Origin of the sequence: Nonomuraea sp. NPDC049725 (assembly GCF_040674795.1) — a bacterium.
Lineage (GTDB): Bacteria > Actinomycetota > Actinomycetes > Streptosporangiales > Streptosporangiaceae > Nonomuraea > Nonomuraea ceibae.
The window spans coordinates 557,681-573,759 of record NZ_JBFANJ010000002.1; the positions used below are offsets into that span (position 1 = coordinate 557,681).

General features: G+C 74.4%; 14 protein-coding genes and 1 other RNA gene. 4 read left to right on the forward strand and 11 right to left on the reverse strand.

The window, feature by feature from the left end; translation table 11 throughout:
• Positions 1-34 precede the first annotated feature (34 nt).
• A complete protein-coding gene (locus tag AB0J53_RS06990) occupies positions 35-3,739 on the reverse strand; it encodes a BTAD domain-containing putative transcriptional regulator (protein WP_364169359.1) in 3,705 nt (1,234 codons plus the stop codon).
• Between the two features lie 93 nt (positions 3,740-3,832).
• Between AB0J53_RS06990 and AB0J53_RS06995 the strand changes: the two genes are divergently transcribed.
• From AB0J53_RS06995 to AB0J53_RS07005, 3 genes are all read left to right on the forward strand, one after another.
• The gene (locus AB0J53_RS06995) at positions 3,833-4,402 is read left to right on the forward strand and encodes a YbhB/YbcL family Raf kinase inhibitor-like protein (RefSeq protein WP_357591592.1); all 570 of its coding nucleotides are present in this window, start codon (positions 3,833-3,835) and stop codon (positions 4,400-4,402) included.
• Positions 4,403-4,600: 198 nt separating this feature from the next.
• On the forward strand, positions 4,601-6,112 hold the full coding sequence (locus tag AB0J53_RS07000; protein WP_364169362.1) for a hypothetical protein: 1,512 nt from the start codon (positions 4,601-4,603) through the stop codon (positions 6,110-6,112).
• 334 nt (positions 6,113-6,446) lie between these two features.
• Complete coding sequence (locus AB0J53_RS07005; RefSeq protein ID WP_364169365.1) at positions 6,447-8,624, forward strand: bifunctional SulP family inorganic anion transporter/carbonic anhydrase; 2,178 nt, start codon at positions 6,447-6,449, stop codon at positions 8,622-8,624.
• Positions 8,625-8,634: 10 nt separating this feature from the next.
• Here AB0J53_RS07005 and AB0J53_RS07010 read toward each other — a convergent pair whose 3' ends face one another.
• Both AB0J53_RS07010 and AB0J53_RS07015 read right to left on the reverse strand, forming a co-directional pair.
• Positions 8,635-9,297, reverse strand: a complete 663-nt coding sequence (locus tag AB0J53_RS07010) for a hypothetical protein (protein WP_364169368.1) — start codon at positions 9,295-9,297, stop codon at positions 8,635-8,637.
• Positions 9,298-9,376: 79 nt separating this feature from the next.
• Positions 9,377-9,994, reverse strand: a complete 618-nt coding sequence (locus AB0J53_RS07015; RefSeq protein WP_364169371.1) for a maleylpyruvate isomerase family mycothiol-dependent enzyme — start codon at positions 9,992-9,994, stop codon at positions 9,377-9,379.
• 54 nt (positions 9,995-10,048) lie between these two features.
• Between AB0J53_RS07015 and AB0J53_RS07020 the strand changes: the two genes are divergently transcribed.
• On the forward strand, positions 10,049-10,663 hold the full coding sequence (locus tag AB0J53_RS07020) for a TetR/AcrR family transcriptional regulator (protein WP_364169375.1): 615 nt from the start codon (positions 10,049-10,051) through the stop codon (positions 10,661-10,663).
• 2 nt (positions 10,664-10,665) lie between these two features.
• Here the strand turns inward: AB0J53_RS07020 and AB0J53_RS07025 are convergent, their stop codons facing one another.
• The 8 genes from AB0J53_RS07025 to AB0J53_RS07060 all read right to left on the reverse strand — a co-directional run bounded on the left by AB0J53_RS07025 (position 10,666) and on the right by AB0J53_RS07060 (position 16,064).
• Positions 10,666-11,328 (reverse strand): HD domain-containing protein, encoded by a 663-nt coding sequence (locus AB0J53_RS07025; protein WP_364169378.1) that lies wholly within the window; start codon positions 11,326-11,328, stop codon positions 10,666-10,668.
• A gap of 1 nt (position 11,329) precedes the next feature.
• A complete protein-coding gene (locus AB0J53_RS07030; RefSeq protein ID WP_357591604.1) occupies positions 11,330-11,593 on the reverse strand; it encodes a hypothetical protein in 264 nt (87 codons plus the stop codon).
• 2 nt (positions 11,594-11,595) lie between these two features.
• Positions 11,596-12,072: a hypothetical protein gene (locus tag AB0J53_RS07035; RefSeq protein ID WP_364169382.1), complete on the reverse strand. Its 477-nt coding sequence runs from the start codon at positions 12,070-12,072 to the stop codon at positions 11,596-11,598.
• Between the two features lie 147 nt (positions 12,073-12,219).
• Positions 12,220-12,663: a helix-turn-helix domain-containing protein gene (locus AB0J53_RS07040; protein WP_364169385.1), complete on the reverse strand. Its 444-nt coding sequence runs from the start codon at positions 12,661-12,663 to the stop codon at positions 12,220-12,222.
• A gap of 42 nt (positions 12,664-12,705) precedes the next feature.
• An RNA gene (rnpB, locus tag AB0J53_RS07045) (RNase P RNA component class A) lies at positions 12,706-13,110 on the reverse strand.
• A 148-nt stretch (positions 13,111-13,258) separates the two neighbouring features.
• A complete protein-coding gene (locus tag AB0J53_RS07050) occupies positions 13,259-14,524 on the reverse strand; it encodes a bifunctional RNase H/acid phosphatase (RefSeq protein ID WP_364169388.1) in 1,266 nt (421 codons plus the stop codon).
• Positions 14,521-15,261 carry a C4-type zinc ribbon domain-containing protein gene (locus AB0J53_RS07055; RefSeq protein ID WP_364169391.1) on the reverse strand — a complete coding sequence of 247 codons (741 nt, stop codon included), beginning with the start codon at positions 15,259-15,261 and terminating at the stop codon, positions 14,521-14,523. Before AB0J53_RS07055 ends, AB0J53_RS07050 begins: the two co-directional genes overlap by 4 nt.
• 2 nt (positions 15,262-15,263) lie before the next feature.
• Complete coding sequence (locus tag AB0J53_RS07060; RefSeq protein WP_364169394.1) at positions 15,264-16,064, reverse strand: Nif3-like dinuclear metal center hexameric protein; 801 nt, start codon at positions 16,062-16,064, stop codon at positions 15,264-15,266.
• Between the last annotated feature and the right edge of the window lie 15 nt (positions 16,065-16,079).

Sequence of the window (16,079 nt, forward strand, 5' to 3'; positions counted from 1 at the left end):
CGGCTCCCGCGAGCCCGGTTCCGGGTCTCGCGGGTCAGACCCGCAGGGCGAGGGCGATGACGGCGTCCCGGTCCATCCGGCGGCCGCGCGCGAGGTGGCGTCCGAACTCCGCCGCCCCGAGCGCGGCCTCGGTGTCGCCGGTGATCCGTACATGGTCGAAGTCCACGACGGCGGCGATGCCCTTGACCGCCTCGGCCCCGCCCAGCAGCGCGGCGGCGTCCTCGGCCCGCCCGGCCGCGAGCGCGACGGCGGCGCAGGCGATGACCGCGATGCCGATGAGCTGCGCGTCGCCCGACTGCGCCGCCTGCTCCAGCCCGAGCGCCACCAGCCGCCGCGCTTCGGGAAGATCGCCTTCCTGTACGGACAGCAGGCCGCGGGAGGCGTTGACCGCCGAGACCATCTGGAGCGGCACCCCGCGCGCCCGCTCCATGATCTCCGCGGACCGCGCGAAGAGCTCGCGGGCGGTGGCCAGGTCGCCGTCCTGGCGGGCGAACTCGCCCCACGCGCCCACCACGCCCGCCTCGCCCACCTGGTCGCCGTTCTCCGTGACCAGCCGGACGACCTCGCGCAGCATCTCCTCCGCCTCCGCCCGGTGGCCCAGCTGGTTGAGCCCGAGCGCCAGCCTGGCCCGCATGTACGCGGTGTCGTCCTGGGCGCCCAGCTCGTCCATCACCCGCAGCGCCTCCCGCATGACGGCGATGCCCCGGGTGCTCTCGCCGCGCAGCAGGAGGACGTCCGACATGCCGGCCAGGGCGGTGCCGGCGCCCCAGCGGTCACCGGCCGCGCGGAAGCCGTCGAGCGCCGCCAGGTAGTCGCGCTCGCCCTCCTCGATGCGCCCGGCCGCGTAGTGGGCCAGCCCGCCGCACAGCTGCCCCGCCGCCACCACCCACGGGTCCGGGTGGCGGGCCATCTCCGCCATGAGCTGCTCGGCCTCCGGCTGGGTGGCGCCGAACATCACGAACATCGGCCCCACCATCGCCACCAGCGGGTGGTGCGGCGGCGGGCCCTTGAGCCTGCCGATCTCCGATTGGGCCTCGCCCGCCTCCTCCCACGACAGCATCGTGCCGAGCCCGTTCAGCACGTACACGGCCAGGCCCAGGGCACGCGCGGGTCCCGGCGCGCCGGGCGTGGCCTCCAGCACCTCGCGCGCCCTGAGCGCGCCCTCCAGCCGGTGGCCGCGCAGCCACCAGTACCAGCCCAGCGCCCCGACCAGCCGCAACGCCACGGCCGCTCCCCCGCCGGACGCGGCGGCGTTGTCGGTGGCGGTGGCGGTCGCCCAGCGCAGGGCGGCCGTCAGGTTCTCGTGCTCCGCCGTCAGCTCGGCCAGCCGGTCGAGCTGCGCGCCGGTGCGCAGGCCCGGCTCGGCGGCCTCGGCCAGCTCCGTGAAGTGATGGGCGTGCTTGCGGCGCACGTCCTCCAGCTCGCCCGACTCGGCGAGGCGTTCGTGGGCGTACGCGCGGATCGTCTCCAGCATCCGATAACGTCCGCCGTCGAACACCACGAGCGACTTGTCCACCAGCCGGGTGAGCGGCTCCAGCACGTCCCCGTACAGCCGCTCGATCGTCGCCAGCCCGGCGCCCCCGGCGAACACCGACAGCCTCCGGCCCAGCGCCCGCTCCTGCTCGTCCAGCAGGTTCCAGCTCCACTCCACCACCGCCCGCAGCGTCTGGTGGCGCGGCTGGGCCGTCCGGCTGCCGCTGCTGAGCAGCCGGAACTGGCCCACGCCGCCCAGCCGGGAGGCGATCTCCGAGGCGGACATCGACCGCAGCCGGGCGGCGGCCAGCTCGATCGCGAGCGGCATCCCGTCCAGCGCCCGGCAGATCGCCACGACCGCCTCGGTGTCCGCGCCCACCTCGTACCCGGGCCGCACGGCGGCGGCCCGCTCGGCGAACAGCCGCACGGCCGGGTACGCGCCGGCCTCGTCCGCGCCCGTCCCCGCAGGCGGCAGGCCCAGCGGCGGCAGCGTCCAGGTGGCCTCACCGGTGATGCCCAGCGGCTCCCGGCTCGTCGCCAGGATCCGCACCCCCGGGCAGTCGGCCAGCACCCGGTCCGCCACCCGGGCCGCCTGCTCCACCACGTGCTCGCAGTTGTCCAGCACGATGAGCAGCCGCTTGCCGCGCAGCGCCGCCACCAGCCGGTCCAGCGGCTCCGTCACGCCCAGCCCGGCCGCCTGCGGCAACGCGTCACGCACGTCCAGCGCGCTCGTGACGCTCTGCACCACGCCCGCCTCGTCCTGTACGGGCGCGAGCTCGGCCAGCCACACCCCGTCGGGCAGCTCCGCGCTCCCGGCCACCTCCGTGGCCAGCCGCGTCTTCCCCGCCCCGCCTGGACCGATCAGCGTCACCAGCCGATGCCCGCCCACCAGCCCGGCGGTGTAGGCGAGGTCCCGCTCCCGGCCCACGAAGCTCGTCAACCGCGCCCGCACGTTCCCCCGCTTGCCCCCCTCGTACTCGAACGCCCCCACCCCGCCGGCCCGGGCCGATCCCCCCTCCCCCGCCCACACCCCCTCCGCACGGGCCGCGCCTCCTGGGCGGGAGACGCCGCTGTGAGGGGCCGCCCCTTCCGCAGGGTGCGCACCCTGCGGGCGGGGGGCGCCTCCTGGGCGGGGCGCGCTGCTGTGAGGGGCCACCTCCCCCTCGGGGTGTGCACCCTCGCCGGAGGGGTGCGGACGGAGGGTGGGGCTGGAGGGGCGCGGGGCGCCTCCCAGGCGGGGGGCGCCGCCGTGAGGGGCCGCCCCCTCCGCAGGGTGCGCGCCCTCCCCGAAGGGGTGCGGACGTACGGGAGGCGCCGCATCGGCGGGACCCGTCACCAGGGCGGACGGGACCCCCTCCGCTGGGTGGGCGCCCTCGCCGGAGAGGTGCGGACAGAAGGTGGAGTTGGAGGGGCGCGGGGCTGGAGGGGGTGGCTCGGTGCCGGGGGGCTCTTCCGGGAGGTCCAGGGTGCTTTCCCGAGGGGGTGTGGTTTCCGGGGTGGGGTGGGCGTCGCGGAGGAGGGTGAGGTGGAGGGAGGTGAGGGCGGGCGAGGGGTCGGCGCCGAGTTCGTCGCGGAAGGTGCGGCGGGCTTCCTCGTACGCGGCCAGGGCCTCGACGCGGCGGCCCGCGCCGTGGAGGGCGCGCATGCGCTGGGCGTGCAGGCGCTCGCGGAGGGGGTGGGCGGCGAGGAGGCCGGCGAGTTCGTCGAGCAGGCCGGCGGGGCGGCCGAGGAGCAGGTCGGCCTCGATGCGGTCCTCGACGGCCGACAGGCGGCGGCTCTCCAGGTGGGCGGCGGGGCCGGCGGCGGGGCCGGCGGCGCAGCCGGGGAGGCCGGCGAGGACGGGGCCGCGCCACAGGGCGAGGGCTTCGCGCAGGAGGGCGGCGGCGGTGCGGGGGTCGCCGGCGGCGAGGGCGGCGTGCCCTTGCCCGGCGAGGACGGTGAAGCGTCGCGCGTCCACCTGATCGGGATCCGCGATCAGCCGATACCCGGACGGATCGGCCACCACGAGCTGGCGTGCCCAGTTTTTTCCGAGCGCCGTGCGGAGCCTGGAGACGAGCGCCTGGAGGGCGTTGGCGACGGCGGCGGGTTCGCGGTCGTCCCAGATCCCGGCGACGAGGCGTTCGACTGGAACGGTCCGGCCGGCGTCGAGAACGAGCAGGCCAAGGAGGGTGCGCAGGCGCCGTCCCGCGATGTCGACGAGCTCGCCGTCTCGCCGCACCTCGAGCGGGCCGAGGACGGCGAAGGTGATGCTGGTGTCCCGCTCCATCCCTCGATTGTGGCGGATTTCGGGCCCTCCACCGGCCACCGACCCTGGCGAAACGGTCGGCGCACCGCCGAGACGCGCGTAGCATCATCCGGCATGGGGCTGCGTAACAGGGCTGGACGCGTGCGACGCATCGCCGTCATGGTGACAGCGGTGGCGAGCGCGTTCGCTTTGTCCGGGTGCGCCACCGTCTTCGGAAGGTCCGAAGCCAGCGACATCGCGCGGATCAACGTCTCCGGGCCGGATCTTCGCGAGGGCAAGCCGCTGCCTCGCCAGCACTCCTGCAAGGGCACCGCGGGGAGCCCGGCGTTGCGCTGGTCGAGCCGTCCGCTGCCCGACGCGAAGTCGATCGCGATCGTGGTGGACTCCCACACCCAGGCCGAGCCTGCCGTGCACTGGGTGATCTACAACATCCCGGCGACCACGACCGAGCTGGGGCCGGGGGCCTCGGAGAGCCCGCCGGAGGGCTCGGGTCAGGCGGTGGTCACCGGAGGGAAGACGGGCTATCAGCCCCCGTGCGACGACAAGGGCAGCTACCGTTTCAGTGTCTACACACTGAGCGGGAAGGTGGAGTCCGAGAAGGACGCTCCGCTTTCCACGATCTTGAAGGAGATCGCGGACAAGACCATTGCCCGCGGACGGCTCACGGCGGTCGACATTGAGTGACAGCCCGGAAGCAGTCGGTAGTACTGGTTACCAATTCTTCACTTAGGGTGTGACAACGCTCGTCGTAGTCCGCCAGAATCAGATCCAATTGTTAGGCGCTGGTGATCAAAGGGGGCAGATCGCGTCGATGGCCGCGCGATCTCACCGGTGCCACAGGGAGGCCATGGCTTTGAGGGTGGTGCAATGACCGCGGTTATCGTGAGCTTGGTCGCTGTCGTGCTCCTCGTGCTCGTCGTCGTGGCACTGGGCATGCGTTCCATGAACCGGCGGGAGAGCTCTCTCCCTCCCGAACGGCTGAAGGAGATGGCCGAGAAGGAGGAGAAGACGCACGCGCGGTCGACGGACGAGTTCGCCGCGCACGAGCCGCGGATGAGCAAGTTCAGCCCGGATTTCAGCCCGATCGACGAGCCGAAGCCCAAACCGGTGCGTACGGGGCAGCGTGGCAAGCGTGGCGTCGACGAGTGGGGCAACCCGCACTCCGACGACGAGGACGAGGAGTTCTGGGCCAACATCCGCAGCGACGCGGAGGAGGGCGGCTTCGGCGCGGGCGGCACGGTCGCGGCGCGCAAGGGCGCCTCCCGGCCGGTCGAGCGCGAGCGTCCCGCCGCCGACCGGCCCGCCGAGCGTCCCGCCGCCGCCGACCGTCCTACTGACCGGCCCGCTGACCGGCCCGCCGCCGAGCGGCCCGCCGGGCGCCCGGAGCGTCCTTCGCGCCGGGCCAAGCGCGAGCCCGTCGCCGCCGACCCCAACGCCGCCACCGTGCAGGCGCCGCTGCCGCAGCGGCCCGCCAAGGCCCCGGCTCCGGCCGCCGCCGCTTCGGGCCTGGCCGACCTGGTCGAGCCGGTGCAGCGGCCCGCACGCTCCAGCGCCGACCTGGCCGACCAGCGCACGATGACGTTCGCGGCCCCGACGGCCGACGTGCTGTCCATCCTCGGCGCGGGCGCCCAGCCGGTGCCGCCCGCCCGCCCCGAGCCGACCGGCTCCTACCCGGGCAGCGGCTCCTTCCCCGCCGCGGGCTCCCCGTCGAGCGGTTCCTTCCCGGCCGCGGCCTCGCCGTCGAGCGGTTCGTTCCCCGCCACGAGCGCCGCCTCCACGGGCGCCTTCACCGCCGTGCCCGCCTCCCCCATCCACGGCGCCCCGACCAGCGACCCGTTCCCGGCCTACAACGGCGGCTCCGCCCAGGGCTCCACCGGCCCGCTCGACTCCCCGTGGCCCGCCCCTCCCGGCGCCTCCCCCGGCATCTCCTCCCCGGGCACCACGTCCGGCTCCTGGGCGGCCTCTCCCGACATCCTCGACGACCCGGGCCCCGCCTCCACCCCGAGCGGCTCCTGGCCGGCCTTCGAGCCGCAGCAGCCGGCCTACCCCGCCTCCTACGAGGTGCGCGCCGGGTGGGCGGTGGCCGACGACTCCGACGCGCTGACCGGCCCGTCGCCCGTCACCGGCACCCCGACGGCGCCCGCCCGCGCGGTGTCGGCCTACGACGACGTGCTGTCTGCGCCGCCTCCGGCGCAGGTCCCCGGGCAGTCCTACGCGTACGAGACGGGCGACTTCACCAGCCCCGCGATGACCCAGCCGGGTCAGGCCGCGTGGCCGGAGCCGCCGGCGCCGGCCGCCGGGTGGCCGGGCTACGGCGCGCCCGAGCCGGGTGGCAGACCCGCCCCGCGCCCGCGGCCGACTCCCGAGCAGGAGTTCCCCGACTACTACCGCTGACATCCGGCGGCCGAGATCCCCGTCCTGGTTCCCAGGGCGGGGATCTCGCGCGTCCGGCCGGACCGTCCCGTCAGGACGACCGAACCGTCCGCCAGGAACGGCAGGACCGTCCGTCAGGGACGGCCGGACCATCCGTCAGGGACGCGGGACCATCCGCCAGGGACGGCAGGAACGTCCGTCGGGGAGCGGCGGACTGTCCCGTCAGGGAGCGGTTCCTCCCGGGCTCGAAGGCCGAGGGTTCGTGGCCCTTCGGTAAAACCCGGGGTGCACGTCTTACGCGCGGCCCCAGCGGCATTAGGGTTTTCGCATGTTCCGCGTCACGAAGAGTAGCGTCATGGCCACGCTCCGATACGACGTGCCCGCCTCGCTCGTGGTGTTCCTGGTCGCCGTGCCCCTTTCGCTGGGAATCGCGATGGCCTCGGGCGCCCCGTTCGCCGCCGGGCTGATCGCGGCCGTGGTCGGGGGGATCGTGGCCGGGGCGCTCGGCGGCTCGGCCGTGCAGGTGAGCGGCCCGGCGGCGGGCCTGTCGCTGGTGGTGGCGGACCTGGTCCAAACCTACGGCTGGCGGGCCACCTGCATGATCACCTTGCTGGCGGGGGCGGTGCAGCTCGTGCTGGGGGTGTTCCGGGCGGCGCGGGCGGCGCTGGCGGTGTCGCCCGCGGTGATCCACGGCATGCTCGCGGGCGTCGGCGTGGTCATCGCGCTCGCGCAGCTCCACGTCGTGCTGGGCGGCAGCCCCCAGTATTCGGCGATGGCGAATCTGGTGGAGCTGCCCGGCCAGCTCGCGGAGCTGCACGGCCACAAGATCGCGGTCGGCCTGCTCATGATCACCGTGCTGGCGGTGTGGAGCAGGCTGCCGAAGCCGGTCAAGGCGGTGCCGGCGCCGCTGGCCGCGCTGGTGATCGCCTCGCTGAGCGCGTGGGCGTTCGGCTGGGACGTGACCCGCATCGACCTGTCCGGCACGTTCACCGAGTGGTCGTTCCCGGTGCTGCCGCAGGGCGACTGGCACGTGATCGTGGCGGCCGTGCTGCTTCTGGCGCTGCTGGCCGGGGTGGAGTCGCTGCTGTGCTCGGTGGCGGTCGACAGCATGCACAAGGGCCCGCGCGGCGACCTGGACCAGGAGCTGACCGGTCAGGGCGTGGCCAACATGGTGGCGGGCGCGCTGGGCGGCCTGCCGCTCGCTGGCGTGATCGTGCGCAGCACCACGAACGTGAAGGCGGGCGCGCGCAGCCGGATGTCGGCGATCCTGCACGGCGTGTGGGTGCTGCTGTTCGCGCTGGGCTTCGGCTGGGCGATCCAGCTGATCCCGATGGAGGCGCTGGCGGCGCTGCTGGTGTTCATCGGCGTGCAAATGGTCAACCTGGGGCACGTGCGCAAGGTGCACGGCCACGGCGAGGTCCCGGTCTACATGGTGACGATGGCCGGTGTGGTGGTGCTGGGGCTGGCCGAGGGGGTGCTGTTCGGCCTGGCGCTGGCGGCGCTGCTGGCGCTGCGGCGGCTGACGTGGGTGACGGTCAGGACGCGGCAGGAGGCCGGCGGGCGGCACCACGCGACGATCTCGGGCTCGCTGACGTTCCTCGGGGTGCCGAGGCTCACCCAGGAGCTGCGCGCCATCCCCGCCGGGGCGTCGGTGGACCTCGACCTCAACATCGACTTCATGGACAACGCGGCGTTCGAGGCGATCCACTCCTGGCGGCTGGACCACGAGAGGTCGGGCGGCACCGTCGACATCGACGAGCTGCACGACGAGTGGTACACACTGGCGGCCAGCGGCGCCCGCATGTACCCGGCCAAGACGCCGGCGCGCCCGCCGGACCGGTCGTGGCTGCCGTGGTCGCACCGGGGTCGCCGCAAGCCGCACCGGATGCTGCCGCTGCACCCGGCCGACTGCCAGCTCACGGTGGGGGCGCGGGAGTATCACCGGCGTACGGCGCCGCTGGTGCGGCCGATCCTCACCGAGCTGGCCGGCAAGCAGCAGCAGCCGACGCACCTGTTCATCACGTGCGCCGACTCGCGGATCATGCCGAGCCTGATCACGTCGAGCGGCCCCGGCGACCTGTTCACCGTGCGCAACATCGGCAACCTGGTGCCGCGCCGGGGCGCCGAGCCGAGCGACGACTCGGTGAGCGCGGCGATCGAGTACGCGACGCAGGTGCTGGGCGTGCACACGATCACGGTGTGCGGCCATTCGGGCTGCGGGGCGATGGCCGGGCTGCTGAGCGGCGGGGTGAAGGCGGGCAGCCTGCCGGGGATGCGGCGCTGGCTGCGGCACGGCAACCACAGTCTGGCCAGGTTCATCGAGACGGAGGGCGACCGGCTCGACGGCGGCGCGCTGGACGTGCTGTGCCGGGTGAACGTCCAGCAGCAGCTGGAGAACCTGCGCACCTACCGCAAGGTGGACGAGCAGGTCAGGGCGGGGCGGCTGAAGCTGGTGGGCCTCTACTTCGACATCGGCTCGGCGCGGGTGCACATCCTGCCGCCGGCGCCGTCGTCGCTCACGGTCAAGAGCTGAATCACGTCATTCACGCGCGGGCCGGGTAGTAGGCGGCCCACGCCTCGTCGCCCATGCGCAGCATGCGCACGCCGATCCAGCCCAGTGCGACGACCGGCACGGTCCAGAAGATCACGGTGAGGGGCCCGTACGAGACCGTGAAGGAGCCCACGTAGCCGGCGGCGACCAGCGCCGGCGCCCACCAGCCGACGAACCCCGCCCGCCAGACCGCGGCGACGAGCACGGGCAGCCCGAGGAAGCCGAGGAACATCCACGGCAGCTGGAAGCCGAACGTGACGCCCGGCAGGCCGAGCATCTCGTCGAGGATGCGCTGCGCCTCCTCCGGCGGGTGGCGCTGGCCCAGCCACCATTCCACCGGGTCGCTGAGCAGCAGCCCGGACAGCGACAGGTAGCCGATCACCGTGCTCGCGCCCGCGACGTGGCCGAGCGTGACGGCCTTGCGCCGGGTGAGGTGGACCAGCCCGAACGCGGCCACGGCCATGAGCATCCAGCTCCAGTGGTAGAGCACGGACTGGGTCTGGGCGAGGGCCGGGTTGTCGCCGAAGCTGACCGCCTCGCGGTCGTCGCCCCACGTGCCGGGGTCGACGACGACGGCCACGGCCTGGAGCAGCGGCGCGACGATCAGCAGCAGGCCCGCCGAGACGCGCCTGAAGGTCACTTGGTCGTTGAGCATGCCGCGAACGTTAGGCAGCGCGGGCACGGACGGTCGTCAGCCTGCGGGTGGATCGCCCCTCACCCGGGCGGTGGAGCGTTCACACGGCGGTGTAGCGGTCGCGGGCCTGGCCCTGGAGGTGGCCCGGCGGGAGCCTGCGGCCGTAGGCGAGCAGCAGGAGGTCCTGGGCGGCGCCGCTGAGCGGGGTGCCGGAGCCGAAGGACCAGTCGAGGTCGATGGCGCGCAGCTCGACGCCGGCCAGGTCGGCGCCGAAGAACCTGGTGGTCCTGGGGGTGACCTGGCCGAGGAGCACGCGCAGGCGCTCCTCGGGGACGGCGCGTTCCAGGCCGAGGGCGACGGTGATGTCGAGGCCGTGGACCACGTCGTGCCCGAGCGCCGCGGCCACGCCGCCGACGGGCGGCTTCCACGGGTGGTGCGCGTTGTCCCTGAGCGCCGCCGCGAGCTGTGCGGTGGACAGGCCGGCGGCGTCCTTGCGGGCGCACCGGTCGGTCATCCGGTTCAGGTTGCCTCCGGCCTTGACGAGCTCCAGCGCCATCCTGGGCAGCGGGTAGCGGAAGCCGAGCGACATGTGGGCCGCGACCTCGCGCACCCGCCATCCGGCGCACAGCGTGGGCTCGTCCCACTGCCTGGGTGAGAGGCCGTCCAGCATGTCCGCCAGCTCCCGGCGTTCGGCCGCGATGGCCGCCCTGATGTCCATAGGTCCGTTCTCCCTGGTGTCGACTCCTAACGAGATTACTGTAATAATCGGATTATGAGAATGACGAGGGCGGAGACGAAGGAGCGCAACCGGCGCGCCCTGCTCGACGCCGCGCGCCGGATCGTCGCCAGGGACGGCCACCGCGCCAAGCTGGAGGAGATCGCCGAACAGGCCGGGCTCACCACCGGGGCCGTCTACTCCCTGTTCGGCAGCAAGAACGGCCTGCTGGTCGCGCTGGCCACCGACTACCTCGACCCCGAGTACGAGGACCTGGCCCGCGCCTTCCCGCCCGACCTGGACCTCGCCGGGACGGTCGACGCCTTCGCCCGCCACCACCGCCGCCTGTGCGACGACCCCGAGGCGCGGCAGCGGCTCTCGTTCGAGCTCAGCCTCCAGGATCTCGGGCTGCGCGAGCCCGCCCTGCGCCCCAAGCTCGCCGAGGCCGTACGCCTCCAGGAGGAGCGCCTGGTGGCGCTGCTGACCGGCAGGACGCACGACGGCGCCCGGATCACCGAGCGGCAGGCGCGGCGCCTGAAGACGGCGCTGAGGGGGCTGCTGACGGGTCTGAGCCAGGGCGTCGTGCTCGGCCTGGCCGACACGGCCTCGGAGCCGTACTTCGCCGCCGCCGCCCGCGCCCTGCTCACCCCGGAGGTCCTGGGCCCGCCGTGAGCTCAGCCCCCGTAGCCGTCATAGTCGCCCCAGCCGCCGGCCTCCATCAGCTCCCGCCAGGTGGGCCAGCGCTGCCCGGCCGCCTGGCGGACGAGCTCGCCGGGCATGGTGTACGGCGGCGCCTTCTGCGGCTTGGCGGCCGCCTGGCCCACGATCGCGTCGTGGAGCACGGCGGCGGCGTGCAGCCGGGGCAGCACGGCGTGGATCCTGTCGGCGTAGCCCGGCGGCAGGGCCGGCCCGTCGGGCCCGAGGTCGTACCCGGACCCGGCCGCGACCAGGGCGATCTCCGGCCGCTTGCGCGCGGCGAGCTGCGGGTGCAGGTGCAGGGCGATCGCGTCCCAGACGACCTCGACCCGCTCCGGCGCGACGCCCTGCTCGGCGAGGAACCCGGCGGCCAGATCGGCGCCGTCGAGGTCGAAGCGCTGGTCGCCGTCGCCGCGCTCGCTCAGCCCGGCGTCGTGCAGCACGCAGCCGAGCAGCAGCAGCTCGTCGTCGTAGTCCTGGCCGGGCCGCAGCCCCTGCTGCTCGCCGAGGAAGCGTCCGTAGAGGTAGGCGCGCATGCAGTGGTTGAAGATCGGGCGCGCCACCAGGTCGCGGGCGAAGCGGACGGCGTTCAGCGTCAGCCCGGTCCAGGGGAAGGTCAGGTTCCCGTACGTGTCGAGCACGTCAGCCTCCTTGGGGGTCGGTGCGCCGGATGTGCCGGAGCACGAGCAGGCCGCCGATGCCGGGGACCGCGGCGCGCCAGCGGGTGGCGGTCGAGGCCACGGCGGGCGACAGGATGGTGGTCACCAGGACGGTGAGGTAGGCCGAGCCGTGCAGCGGGCCGCCGAGCGACGTGATCGCGTCGTGGTGCACGGTGAAGACGTTGGTGAGGAGGACCACCAGGCTGGCGGCCTCGACGGCGGCGGCGATCCGGAGCGCGAGCAGCACGGTCACGCACCTCCGCCGGCGCCGGGGCGCACGATCATCATGACGACGACGGCGGCCCACAGCAGGTTGTAGACGCCGGCGAGCATGGACAGCGGGCGCAGCCGGTCGCGGTCGCCGGGGGTGGCGAGCGCGTCGCGCTGGCGGGGGTAGATCTGCAGGGCCAGCAGGACGCCCGCGGCAGCGGTGAGGATCATGGAGAGCGTGATCCAGATCTCGCCGCTGCGTCCCTGGGCGAAGGCGAGCACCAGCCCGGCGGCGGGCACCACGAGGCCCAGGAGGCTGTAGCCGCGGGTGATGCGGTGCAGCGCGACGGCCACGGCACGGCTGCGATCCTCCGGCGGCGGCGCCGGCGAGCCCGCGCCCACCGCCACGGGCACGGCGACCGGCACGTATCGGGGGAACAGGCTGGTGGCGACCGCCGAGCCGCCGATGAACACGATGGCGGCCAGCACGTGCACGGACAGCAGGAAATCTTCCATGAGTTCTCCTCAGGGACCTTCAGGTTGCCTGAAACTTAGCAGACAACCTTCAGGGTCCCTGAAGGAGGGCCCGGAGTGATGGAGGGGAGGCCCTGAAGGAGGGGCCGGAGTGGTGGAGGACCGTGCTGTCGGCGGAGGCGCCGAGGGTCAGGCCAGGCCCGCGAACGCGGCGCGTACGGCGTCGCCCACCTGCCGCTGGATCGGGTCGGCCGCAGGCCCGAACATCCGCTCGTCGACCTCCTGCACCGCCGCCCGCGCCGCCCGCAGCAGGCGGGCGCCGTCGGCGGTGAGCTCGATGGCGGAGGCGGACCCGGCGCGGGCCGTCGTGTCGCGCACCAGCCCGGCCCCGGCCAGCGCCTTGACCGCCCCGTGGACGCTCTGGACGGTGATGCCGGACATCCGGGCCAGGTCGCTGAACGACACCCCGGGCATGGCGGAGATGTGGCCGAGCAGCCCGAGCCTGCTGACGGTGAGGTCGAGCGGCGCGAGGGCGGCGTTGAGCTCGGTCTCGATCCGCCGCGCCAGGGTGAGCACCACGATGGAGGTGCTGCTCACGGGAGTCGCGGGGCGGGAGTCGTTCTCGGTGCTCACCCGTCCAGTCTCCCGCACCCCGCCCGCGGCGCCGGACGGCGGGAGACGAGCCGGCCTGTAGGCCGGGTTCTGTCCTCCGGCCCCGTGACCGGGGACGGAGGGGCGACCATCCATCTAGGGCCGCCGTTGCCGGCGGCCTCAAGCGGTCTACCCGCGCGCCTCGGGCGGGCAGCCCTCGGACGGCGCGCGCGGGCCGCTCCGGAGAGCGACCCTTCTTGACCTTGCTCCAGGTGGGGTTTACCGAGCCGCCCACGTCACCGTGGGCGCTGGTGGTCTCTTACACCACCGTTTCACCCTTACCGCCCGGAAAACCGGGAGGCGGTTTGCTTTCTGTGGCACTGTCCCGCGGGTCACCCCGGGTCGGCGTTACCGACCACCCTGCCCTGTGGAGCCCGGACCTTCCTCGGCGGGCCCGTGCGGGCCCGACGCGGCCGCCCGGCCGGCTCGTCTGTGGGTGAGGCTATCAGCTACAAGCCAACCGCAAGCAAATAGCAAGATCGAGGCGATGGGATGGGACCCGTCACCGCCTGAGGGGGGCGGAGGCACCGGTGGTCGTGCCGGGTGTTCTGGCGGCGCCCGGCACGACCGGAACCGGTCAGCGCAGGTGGGACGTGTCGTTGAACGACTTCACCACGGCCTGGCCGTCGAGGTAGTGCTCGATGAGCGACAGGCAGGCCACGTCCAGGTGCATGCGGTAGAGGGCCGCGGGGGGCGCCGTGAGGGCCAGGCGCAGCAGGGTCTTGATCGGCGTCACGTGGGAGACCACCAGGACGGTACGGCCCTCGTAGGTCTCCATGAGCCGACGCTGGGCGCGCTCGACGCGGTCGGCCACGGCGGTGAAGCTCTCGCCGCCGGGCGGCGGCGTGGCGGGGTCGGCGAGCCAGGCGGTGAGCTCGTCCGGCCAGCGGCGCCCCACCTCGGTGAACGTCAGCCCCTCCCAGGCGCCGAAGTCGACCTCCCGCAGGTCGTCGTCCACCTCGACGCTCAGGCCGGTGCGCCCGGCCACGGCCTCGGCCGTCTGGCGGGCGCGGGTGAGCGGGGAGCTCACGACGGCGTCGAGCCGATACGGGTCGCGGGAGAGCCGGGCGGCGGCCGCCTCGGCCTGGGCGTGGCCGTTGGGCGTGAGCTCGGCGTCGCCGAGGCCGGAGAAGCGGCGCTCCACCGACAGCGGGGTCTCGCCGTGCCGGAGCAGGAGCAGGGAGGTGGCCACGCGGGTGGGCGGGGCCCAGCCGGTGCCCGGCGCGCTCTCCTGGGCGGCCACGGAGGCGGCCACGGAGGCGGCCACGGAGGCGGCCACGGAGGCGGCGGGGGCGGACAGGTCGAGCAGGTCGGTCTGCTCCACCAGCGGCGGGCGGCGGTCGCCGCCCGCCGGCGACAGGCGATCGCCGCCGGTCGCCGGCGGGGCGGTGGCGCCCGCGGTGGAGCCGCCCGCGGACCAGGCCAGGCCCTTGGCGGCGGCGTCCATGGCCTCGTTGGCCAGCCGGTCGGCGTGGGCGTTGTGGGCGCGCGGGATCCACGTCCACTCGGTGATCCGCAGCCGCCGGGCCAGCTTGCCCGCCTCGAGCGCCAGCGGGCGCAGGCCCTCGTTCTTGATCTTCCAGCGGCCGGCCATCTGCTCGATGACGAGCTTGGAGTCCATCCGGACCGCCACCCGCGCCCCGTCGCCGGCCAGCGACAGCACGGTCTGCAGGCCGGCGATGAGGCCCCGGTACTCGGCCACGTTGTTGGTCGTGACGCCGATCGCCTCGGCCGCCTCGGCCAGCACCTGCCCGTCGGCGGCGTCCTTGACGACGGCGCCGTAACCGGCGGGGCCCGGGTTGCCGCGCGAGCCGCCGTCGGCCTCGATGAGGTAGGAGGTCACAGGCCCGACTCTGGGGTGCGGACGAGGATCCGGCGGCACTCGTCGCAGCGCAGCACCTCGTCGTGCGGGGCGGCCTTGATGCGGTTCATCTCGGCGATGGACAGCGCCACCTTGCACCCCTGGCAGCGGCCGCCGTGCAGCATGGCGGCGCCGACGCCGTACTGGGCCTTGAGCTTGTCGTAGAGGGCCAGCAGGTCGGCGGGGATCTCGCCGGAGAGGGCGTCGCGGCGGCCCTGCACCTCGTCGGTCTCCTTGCCGATGTCGCCGAGCGCGGCGTCGCGGCCGCCCTCGGCGGCGGTCAGGCCGGCGGCCACCTCGTCACGCTGGGCCACCAGGTCGCGGACGCGGGCGTCGGCGGCCTCTCGGCGCTCCATGATCTCCAGCACGACCTCCTCCAGGTCGCTCTGGCGGCGCTGCAGCGAGGTGATCTCCGACTGCAGGCTCGCCAAGTCGCGCGGGGAGGTGACGGCGCCGGAGTCGAGGCGCTTCTGGTCGCGGTCGGCGCGGGCGCGGACGGTGTCGACGTCGCTCTCGGCCTTGGCCTGCTCGCGCGCCAGGTCGCCCGCCTCGGTCTCGGCCTCGATCACCTCGGTGGCGAGCTTGGCGAACCGCTTGGACCGCTCGTCGATCTCGGCCAGCTCCGGCAGGGTGCGGCGGCGGTGGGCCAGCCGGTCGAGCTGGGAGTCGAGCGCGGCCAGATCGAGAAGTCTCTTCTGGGCCTCGGGGGCTGCTTTCATGATCAATATCCTCGTGTCCAAGCATCGGTGACCGCGGCGGAGACGCGCGTCTCAACGTTAACGCCACCGGCGGCCAGGATGGACGCGGCGCCGTCGAGCCACGGCCATTCGGTGGCCCAGTGGGCGGCGTCGATCAGCGCGGGCCCGCCCGCCTCCATGAACTCGCTGGCGGGGTGGTGGCGGAGGTCGGCGGTGAGGAACACGTCCGCCCCGGCGGCGCGCGCGTCGGCCAGCAGCGAGTCGCCCGCTCCCCCGCTGACGGCGACCCGCGAGACGGGACGGCTCACGTCGCCGGCGACGCGGATGCCCCACGAGGTGGCGGGCAGCCCGGCGGCGGCGCGGGCGGCGAAGTCGCCGAGCGTGGTCGCCTCCGGCAGGTCGCCGACGCGGCCGAGCCCGCACGCGGGGTCGTCGGGCAGCGGCCGCAGCGGCGTCAGGCCGCCGGTGAGGCCGACGGCGCGGGCCAGCGCGTCGGAGACGCCCGGGTTGGCCACGTCGGCGTTGGTGTGGGCGGTGTAGAGGGCGATGTCGTGCTTGATCAGGGTGTGGATCAGCCGGCCCTTGGGGGTGGTCGCGGCGACGCTGGTGGTGCCGCGCAGATAGAGGGGGTGGTGGGTGACGATCAGGTCGGCGCCCCACTCCAGCGCCTCGTCGGCGACGGCGGCGACCGGGTCGACCGCGAACAGCACCCGCCCCACCGGCTGGGCGGGATCGCCGCAGACCAGGCCCACGGCGTCCCAGGACTCGGCCCGGGCGGGCGGGTAGGCCGCCTCGAGCACGTCGATCACGTCAGTCAGCGTCACAGCAGCCACCTGGGA

Excerpts from the sequence above, each read along its gene's own strand:
- AB0J53_RS07020 (WP_364169375.1), top strand. The coding sequence starts at position 10,049 with ATGAGAATGACGAGGGCGGAGACGAAGGAGCGCAACCGGCGCGCCCTG.
- AB0J53_RS07035 (WP_364169382.1), bottom strand. The coding sequence starts at position 12,072 with ATGGAAGATTTCCTGCTGTCCGTGCACGTGCTGGCCGCCATCGTGTTC.
- AB0J53_RS06995 (WP_357591592.1), top strand. The coding sequence starts at position 3,833 with ATGGGGCTGCGTAACAGGGCTGGACGCGTGCGACGCATCGCCGTCATG.
- AB0J53_RS07015 (WP_364169371.1), bottom strand. The coding sequence starts at position 9,994 with ATGGACATCAGGGCGGCCATCGCGGCCGAACGCCGGGAGCTGGCGGAC.
- AB0J53_RS07005 (WP_364169365.1), top strand. The coding sequence starts at position 6,447 with ATGGCCACGCTCCGATACGACGTGCCCGCCTCGCTCGTGGTGTTCCTG.
- AB0J53_RS07010 (WP_364169368.1), bottom strand. The coding sequence starts at position 9,297 with ATGCTCAACGACCAAGTGACCTTCAGGCGCGTCTCGGCGGGCCTGCTG.
- AB0J53_RS07055 (WP_364169391.1), bottom strand. The coding sequence starts at position 15,261 with ATGAAAGCAGCCCCCGAGGCCCAGAAGAGACTTCTCGATCTGGCCGCG.
- AB0J53_RS06990 (WP_364169359.1), bottom strand. The coding sequence starts at position 3,739 with ATGGAGCGGGACACCAGCATCACCTTCGCCGTCCTCGGCCCGCTCGAG.